Annotated in this window: 8 protein-coding genes and 1 tRNA gene; 6 read left to right on the forward strand and 3 right to left on the reverse strand. The window is 59.2% G+C overall.

Annotated features, from left to right (window positions below):
- Positions 1 to 56 precede the first annotated feature (56 nt).
- From LOC54_RS10710 to LOC54_RS10720, 3 genes are all read right to left on the reverse strand, one after another.
- On the reverse strand, positions 57 to 641 hold the full coding sequence (locus tag LOC54_RS10710; protein ID WP_279313804.1) for a hypothetical protein: 585 nt from the start codon (positions 639 to 641) through the stop codon (positions 57 to 59).
- Between the two features lie 45 nt (positions 642 to 686).
- Positions 687 to 929: a helix-turn-helix domain-containing protein gene (locus LOC54_RS10715; RefSeq protein WP_279313805.1), complete on the reverse strand. Its 243-nt coding sequence runs from the start codon at positions 927 to 929 to the stop codon at positions 687 to 689.
- A 429-nt stretch (positions 930 to 1,358) separates the two neighbouring features.
- Positions 1,359 to 1,447 (reverse strand) — tRNA-Ser (locus tag LOC54_RS10720).
- Positions 1,448 to 1,667: 220 nt separating this feature from the next.
- On the opposite strand from LOC54_RS10720, the gene rplU reads away from it, so the two are divergent.
- The 6 genes from rplU (at position 1,668) to LOC54_RS10750 (ending at position 6,714) form a co-directional block, all read left to right on the forward strand.
- The gene (gene rplU / locus LOC54_RS10725) at positions 1,668 to 1,982 is read left to right on the forward strand and encodes a 50S ribosomal protein L21 (RefSeq protein WP_279313806.1); all 315 of its coding nucleotides are present in this window, start codon (positions 1,668 to 1,670) and stop codon (positions 1,980 to 1,982) included.
- A 39-nt stretch (positions 1,983 to 2,021) separates the two neighbouring features.
- Positions 2,022 to 2,291 (forward strand): 50S ribosomal protein L27, encoded by a 270-nt coding sequence (rpmA, locus tag LOC54_RS10730; protein WP_279313807.1) that lies wholly within the window; start codon positions 2,022 to 2,024, stop codon positions 2,289 to 2,291.
- A 114-nt stretch (positions 2,292 to 2,405) separates the two neighbouring features.
- Positions 2,406 to 3,443, forward strand: coding sequence for a GTPase ObgE (gene obgE, locus LOC54_RS10735; RefSeq protein ID WP_279313808.1), 1,038 nt, complete (start codon positions 2,406 to 2,408; stop codon positions 3,441 to 3,443).
- Positions 3,440 to 4,564 (forward strand): glutamate 5-kinase, encoded by a 1,125-nt coding sequence (gene proB, locus LOC54_RS10740; protein WP_279313809.1) that lies wholly within the window; start codon positions 3,440 to 3,442, stop codon positions 4,562 to 4,564. The genes obgE and proB overlap by 4 nt, the downstream gene beginning before the upstream one ends.
- Positions 4,565 to 4,610: 46 nt before the next feature.
- On the forward strand, positions 4,611 to 5,627 hold the full coding sequence (gene moaA, locus LOC54_RS10745) for a GTP 3',8-cyclase MoaA (protein WP_279313811.1): 1,017 nt from the start codon (positions 4,611 to 4,613) through the stop codon (positions 5,625 to 5,627).
- 382 nt (positions 5,628 to 6,009) lie between these two features.
- The gene (locus tag LOC54_RS10750; protein ID WP_279313810.1) at positions 6,010 to 6,714 is read left to right on the forward strand and encodes a diguanylate cyclase domain-containing protein; all 705 of its coding nucleotides are present in this window, start codon (positions 6,010 to 6,012) and stop codon (positions 6,712 to 6,714) included.
- Positions 6,715 to 6,786 lie beyond the last annotated feature (72 nt).

The following is a 6,786-nucleotide window of genomic DNA, read 5'->3' on the forward strand; positions in this document are numbered from 1 at the left end:
ATGATCAGCATCCTGTGAATCACATTTTTAGCCCAATGGGTACCCCGTGAGTCTGATCAAGAAACGGTTGGTATAAGCTGCTCGTCAGATCGTATCGGCCTTTTATAAAACAGGACTTGCTCCGCGATAACGTTCAGCGGCAGCCCTCCAGACGGAGACTGATCATGGACCTGGATCATCCTGCCAGAAGTCAGCTGCGGCAGGAGATCTTTAATCGTCAGTCTATCTGACCAATGCGAAGCACGGGCAAACAAAAGCTCCATGATTTCATCTATCGTTGGCTGTGCAACCGTAGATTTGTCTTTCAGGAAAAGAAATGTATTGAGGATTTCAAAGAGCTTAGTGTCTGAAAAATTACCGTTTATCATTTTGAATAGAGACCACCCTTCAGAAATCTCCGAAGGAGATGCCCAGAACAAGTTATGTAAGTCGTTTACGGTAGTTGGTGGCGAAAATAAATTATCGGGATTATCTACTTTGTAGCAATTAGTCTTGTAATAGGGATCAATCTCTCGAGTAACATCACAAAGGATCCAGAAAACAATATCCTGATAGACGCATTTCATCTCCAGGGAGTCCCAAGGGCTGTCCCAAACAAAGTCAATCTCAGCGACGTCAAACATAGCGCTAGCTTTCATCATGAAAAGGAAAGATCCGCAGATATCCTGCGTTGATGAAATCAGCAGCTACGACCAGTCGTTGCTCAGTGTGGTCTGCATGGCGGAAGAAGCGCTGCCGTCACGACGGACGAGCCTTTCGACATCGCGCAGTCGAAACAGAGTTCGCCTTGGACCGATTTTCAATCGTTCGAGTTCGCCCGCTGCGACATATCTGTCGATTGTCGAGAGGGACACGCGTAGTCGCTCGGAAGCTTCCCGACGCGTTATAAAGATGTCGTCAGAGCGACGGAGAGGGAAAACAGAACTCATGACACGCCTATCCAAACAGCCCCTCATGGGACTAACGATGATGCTCGGTTTTGTTTGGTTTTATGGGCGTTCAAGAGTTCAACAGAGTTTCTGTTTAACTCCGTGGAAGATGGTTCGCTGGTCTTACAAAATCTTTGGTACTGTGAGCATCAACTCCTTCCAGAACGTTAGCCGAACACGGACGACGATTTCAAGATATTTCTAAGCGAAGTTTCGCGGATCGCCACTTCAGTTGCGTCCTCAGATTATCTGGATGCCCTTGAAAAACGCAGGATTTCAATCAGCAGGTCTCACCGATAAATTTACAGGACGACGCATATCGCGTCCGGGCGCCGCACGATAACGCATTTTTTAAGATGGGACCCAAGGTGGGATGACTTTTGACAAATCAAATAACCCTCTGAAAAATCTGGGAAATTTTGATTTCTCTGGCGGAGAGGGTGGGATTCGAACCCACGGTACCCATAAGGCACAACGGTTTTCGAGACCGCCCCGATCGACCACTCTGGCACCTCTCCGGCGGTGGCGCTTATAATCCGGGGGCGGAGGAAAATACAAGAGGGATTCTCGTCTGAGTCCTTGGTTTTTCCTTGACCTGGACCGGGCTTCGCGCGTAGGAACCACGCTCCGCCACAAGACGGAGCCTGCCGCGCAACAGCGGCAAACGAGAAAAAGCGACCGGGTCATGCGCCTGTGCACGGCACCGCGTGGGACCGACTGTTCGGAAGAGAGAGTTTTATGTTCGCAGTTATCCGTACCGGCGGAAAGCAGTATCGCGTCACGCCGAATGCCGTCCTGAAGGTTGAGAAGCTCGAGGCCGAGGCCGGTTCCGTCATCACGTTCGACAGCGTTCTGGCTGTCGGTGGCGAGGGTGGCACGAAAATCGGTGCGCCGCTGGTTGAGGGTGCGTCCGTGAAGGCGACCGTGATCGCCCAGGATCGTCTTGCGAAGGTTCTGATCTTCAAGAAGCGCCGCCGGCAGAACAGCCGCCGGAAGAACGGACATCGCCAGCCGGTGACCGTCGTGCGTATCAGCGAGATCACAGGCGCCTGAGCATCAGGCCCGGCAGGGAAATTCGGGGAGTATTAAGTCATGGCACAGAAGAAAGCAGGCGGTTCGTCCCGTAACGGACGCGATAGTGCAGGCCGCCGTCTCGGCGTGAAGAAGTTCGGCGGCGAGTCCGTCGTTGCAGGAAACATCATCATCCGCCAGCGCGGCACGAAGATGGTTCCGGGCAGCAATGTCGGTCTCGGACGTGATCACACGATCTTCGCCCTGGTCGACGGGTCCGTGAAGTTCCAGCGCCGCAGCGAAGGACGCGTTCACGTGTCCGTTGAGCCGCTGCCGGTCGCTGCTGAATAAGGCAGGAACCGCTCGGGGTTCGAGAGGGGCCGGTCCGCAGGGGCCGGCCCTTTTGCGTCAGAATGCTGCTGCGCTGACAGGTGGCAGCACTCAGAAGTCAGCCGGAAAAATACGATGAAATTTCTTGATCAGGCGAAAATCTATGTCCGGTCCGGCGATGGCGGAGACGGCGTGACGGCATTCCGCCGCGAGAAATACATTGAATTCGGTGGTCCTGACGGCGGGAACGGCGGTCGTGGCGGCGACATCATCTTCGAGGCCGTGCCGAACCTGAACACCCTGATCGATTTCCGCTATACTCAGCATTTCCGCGCGAGAAAAGGCGGCAACGGTGCCGGGTCCGACCGCACGGGGGCTGCGGCTCCGGCGGTCGTGGTTCAGGTTCCTGTCGGTACGCAGATCATGGATGATGATCGCGAGACCCTGCTGGCAGATCTCGATAAACCCGGCAGCCGTATCACGCTCTGCCGTGGCGGGGATGGCGGGCACGGCAACGCGCATTACAAGACCAGCACGAACCGGGCTCCGCGTCGCGCCGACAAGGGCTGGCCGGGCGAGGAGCGCTGGATCTGGCTCCGGCTGAAGCTGATTGCCGATGTCGGGCTGGTCGGTCTGCCCAATGCCGGGAAGAGCACCTTCCTCTCCGTCGTCTCGGCCGCGCGTCCGAAAATTGCGGACTATCCCTTCACGACCCTGCATCCGCAGCTTGGCGTCGTCCGTCTGTCCATGACGGAGGATTATGTGATTGCCGATATTCCGGGGCTGATCGAAGGCGCGCATGAGGGAGCGGGTCTTGGGGATCGTTTCCTCGGGCATGTCGAGCGGTGCGCCGTGCTGCTCCATCTGATCGACGGATCGGCCGGGGATGTCGTGGAGGCCTGGCGCACGATCAGGCACGAGCTGGAGGCCTATGACGGCGGTCTGGCCGGGAAGCAGGAAATCATCGCGCTTAACAAATGTGACGCGATGTCTCCGCAGCAGATATCGGGCCGCCGGCGTGCGCTTGAAAAAGCCTCCGGTGCGCCGGTGATGCTCATGTCCGGCGTTTCGCGCCAGGGCGTGGATGATGTGCTGCGCGCCCTGTTCGTCCCGGTTGCACAGGCCCGAGCCGAGCGCAGGGAGAAAGACGAGAGCGAAGGCGAAACCGCATGAAAGCCCCGGCCCTGCGGGACGCCAGGCGCGTCGTCATCAAGATCGGCAGCGCCCTGGTTGTGGATCCGGACAGGGCCGCCCCGCGTGAGGGGTGGCTGGGAAGCGTTGCTGAGGATATCGCCCGGCTGCGCGAGCAGGGGGCAGATGTCGTCGTGGTCTCCTCAGGCGCCATCGCTCTGGCCCGCCACACGCTGGGTCTGACCCGTCCGAAGCTGCGGCTTGAGGAGAAGCAGGCTGCCGCTGCCGTCGGGCAGATCCGTCTGGCGCAGGCCTGGACCCAGGCGCTCGGGGCCTGTGGCATTACGGCCGCGCAGCTTCTGCTGACTCCGGACGATACGGAAGACCGCCGACGCTATCTCAATGCCCGGGCCACGCTGGAGACGCTGCTCTCGCTTGGCTGCGTGCCGGTCATCAACGAGAACGATACCATTGCCACGGCCGAGATCCGTTTCGGGGATAATGACCGGCTGGCGGCGCGGGTGGCCCAGATGATCTCCGCCGATCAGCTCATTCTTCTGTCCGATATCGACGGTCTTTATACCGCAGACCCGCGGACCGATCCGGAGGCCCGTCATCTGCCGGTGATCGGCCGTATTACGCCGGAGATCGAGGAGATGGGCGGTGCGCCTCCACCGGGCTATTCCTCCGGCGGGATGCGGACCAAACTTCTGGCGGCCCGGATCGCCACGGAATCCGGCTGCGCCATGGCCATCAGCCTGGGGAAGAACGCGCATCCGCTTGCAGCTCTGTATGACGGGGCCCGCTGCTCCTGGTTCCTTCCGGCTGAAGATGGGCGTTCTGCCAGAAAGCTCTGGATTGCCCACGGCCTGTCTCCTGCAGGCAGCGTGACCATCGATGCCGGTGCCGCCCGTGCCCTCGAAAACGGCGGCTCCCTGCTACCTGCGGGTGTGACGGGTGTGGAGGGCAGCTTCGTCCGCGGCGACCTTGTGGAAATCCGGGCGCAGGACGGCCATGTGCTTGCCCGGGGTCTGTGCGGCTATGGCGCGGCAGAGGCGACACGGCTTGCCGGGCACCGCTCCGAGGAGATCGAGTCCATTCTGGGGTGGTCCGGGCGTCCGGAGCTGATTCACCGCGATGATCTGGTGCTGGGACAGGACTGAGGACAGTCTTCTTTATTCCGCACTCCGTCAGTCCTATAAAGGATCCATGGCTTCTCTCCTGACAGACTCCTTCGGACGCGCCGTCACCTATCTCCGCCTGTCGGTGACGGACAGATGCGACATGCGCTGTCTGTACTGCATGGCAGAGAACATGACGTTTCTCCCCAGGGAGGACATGCTTGGCGGAGAGGAGATGCAGCGTGTGGCGGAAGCGTTCATCCGCAGCGGCGTCCGTCGTATCCGCCTGACAGGCGGAGAGCCGCTGGTCCGGCATGAAACGCTGCCTCTGATCCGTCGTCTTGGCGCCTGGCTTGATCGGCCTGAGGGTATGCCGGGCCTTGATGAGATCACGCTCACGACGAACGGGAGCCGCCTCAGGGACAACGCCGGTGCCCTGTATGAGGCCGGTGTGCGGCGGATCAATGTCAGCCTCGACAGTCTCAGGCCCGAACGCTTTCGCGAGATCACGCGGAGGGGAAACCTGGACCAGGTGCTTGACGGTATTCGTGCTGCCCGCGAGGCGGGGCTTGCGCTGCGGATCAACACCGTGGCGATGGCGGGCACCAACGATGACGAGACGGACGAGCTGATCCGGTATTGCGGGAAGATCGGGGCGGATCTCTGCCTGATCGAGACCATGCCGATGGGAGAGACCGGTGATGACCGACGCAACCGCTATCTTCCCCTGACGGAGCTGCGGCGTGATCTGGAGACCCGCTGGACGCTGGAGCCGCTCACCTGGCGCACGGGCGGTCCCGCGCGGTATGTGCGGGTCGGGGAAACCGGGCGGAGACTCGGCTTTATCACCCCGCTGACCCATAATTTCTGCGAGGGCTGCAACCGGGTCCGTCTGTCCTGCACGGGGCGGCTGTACACCTGTCTTGGTCAGGAGGACGGAGGTGATCTGCGTGCGGTTCTCAGGGCAGGGGGATCGGATCAGGATCTGCTGGCTGCCATAGGCGAGGCCATAAGACACAAGCCCCGGGGGCATGATTTCGTTCTCGACCGCGATACGGACGTGATCAGCGGTCCGCAGCGGCATATGAGCGTGACCGGCGGCTGATTTTTCCGGTTCAGGCCCGGCTGTCGTGATTTCTCCGTAATCGTCAATCCGATGTTAATTCGGGGCATCTACAAATGCCCGGAGACGAGCTGCGGCTGATTTTGACCTGTTTCCGATGAAGGCAGACCTGAGATGTCCGGCGTACTGAGCTGCATATTCCACGAGCACGATATCCGGATTGTCCTTGTCGCCGCCGTGCTCTGCGTGAAGGGAACATGGGTTGCCGCAGGGCTGTACGATCGTTTTCTGATCAGCGAAGGCTGGCAGAGGGTCCGCTGGCTTCTCAAGACCGCGCTTGTTGCCGGAATATCGGTCTGGTGCACGCATTTCGTTGCCATGCTGGGATACAGAGGCGGTCAGTCACGCGGAAGCGCTCAGGGGGATGGCCCGCGTCATCTCCGGGATGGCTGTCATCATCATGCTCGGAGGGCTTGTCTCCTATCTGATCGACGATATGCCGGTTGCGGTCATGACAGTTAAGCCGGGGACGCTCAAAATCAGCTACGTGAACGAGACATCGCGTGAGCTGATCCGTTCGATCGAGCATCTTCTGCCGGTCAGTGCCGATAATCTGATCGGCACCAGCATTGATGTCTTCCATCATCATCCGGAGCATCAGCGCGCCATTCTCGGGGATCCGGCCAATCTGCCGCACAACGCACGCATCCGCCTGGGGTCGGAAATTCTCGATCTGAAAATCTCGGCCGTCTATGACGACAGATCCGTCTATCTCGGGCCGATGCTGACCTGGGCGCTCGCCACCAAAGAAATCGAGGCCGAAAATCGTATCCGGCAGCTTGCGCGGTACGATTCCCTTACGGGAATTGCCAACCGGAATACCTTTCAGGAAAAGCTGCAGGATGTGCTGGCGGATTCACAGTCGCGCTTCAGTCTGATTTTCATTGATCTCGACGGTTTCAAGGCCGTCAATGTCTCCGCCCGTCAGCTTGGTCACGGCAGCCTTTTACCGACCATTACCACGGCTCTGAAAAACTCCGGTCTGGAGCCGGGGCGGCTGGAGATCGAGATCACGGAAACCACACTTTTCTCGGACGAGGCCCAGGTGCTCAGCGAGCTGCGGTGGTAATCTCCCCATTTTTAATGGGGCGTTGAATGAGAATTCAGGCAGCTGTTTTTAGTTTCTGGGCGGGTGTGAACC

The sequence above is a fragment of the Acetobacter sp. AN02 genome (assembly GCF_029759835.1).
Lineage (GTDB): Bacteria > Pseudomonadota > Alphaproteobacteria > Acetobacterales > Acetobacteraceae > Acetobacter.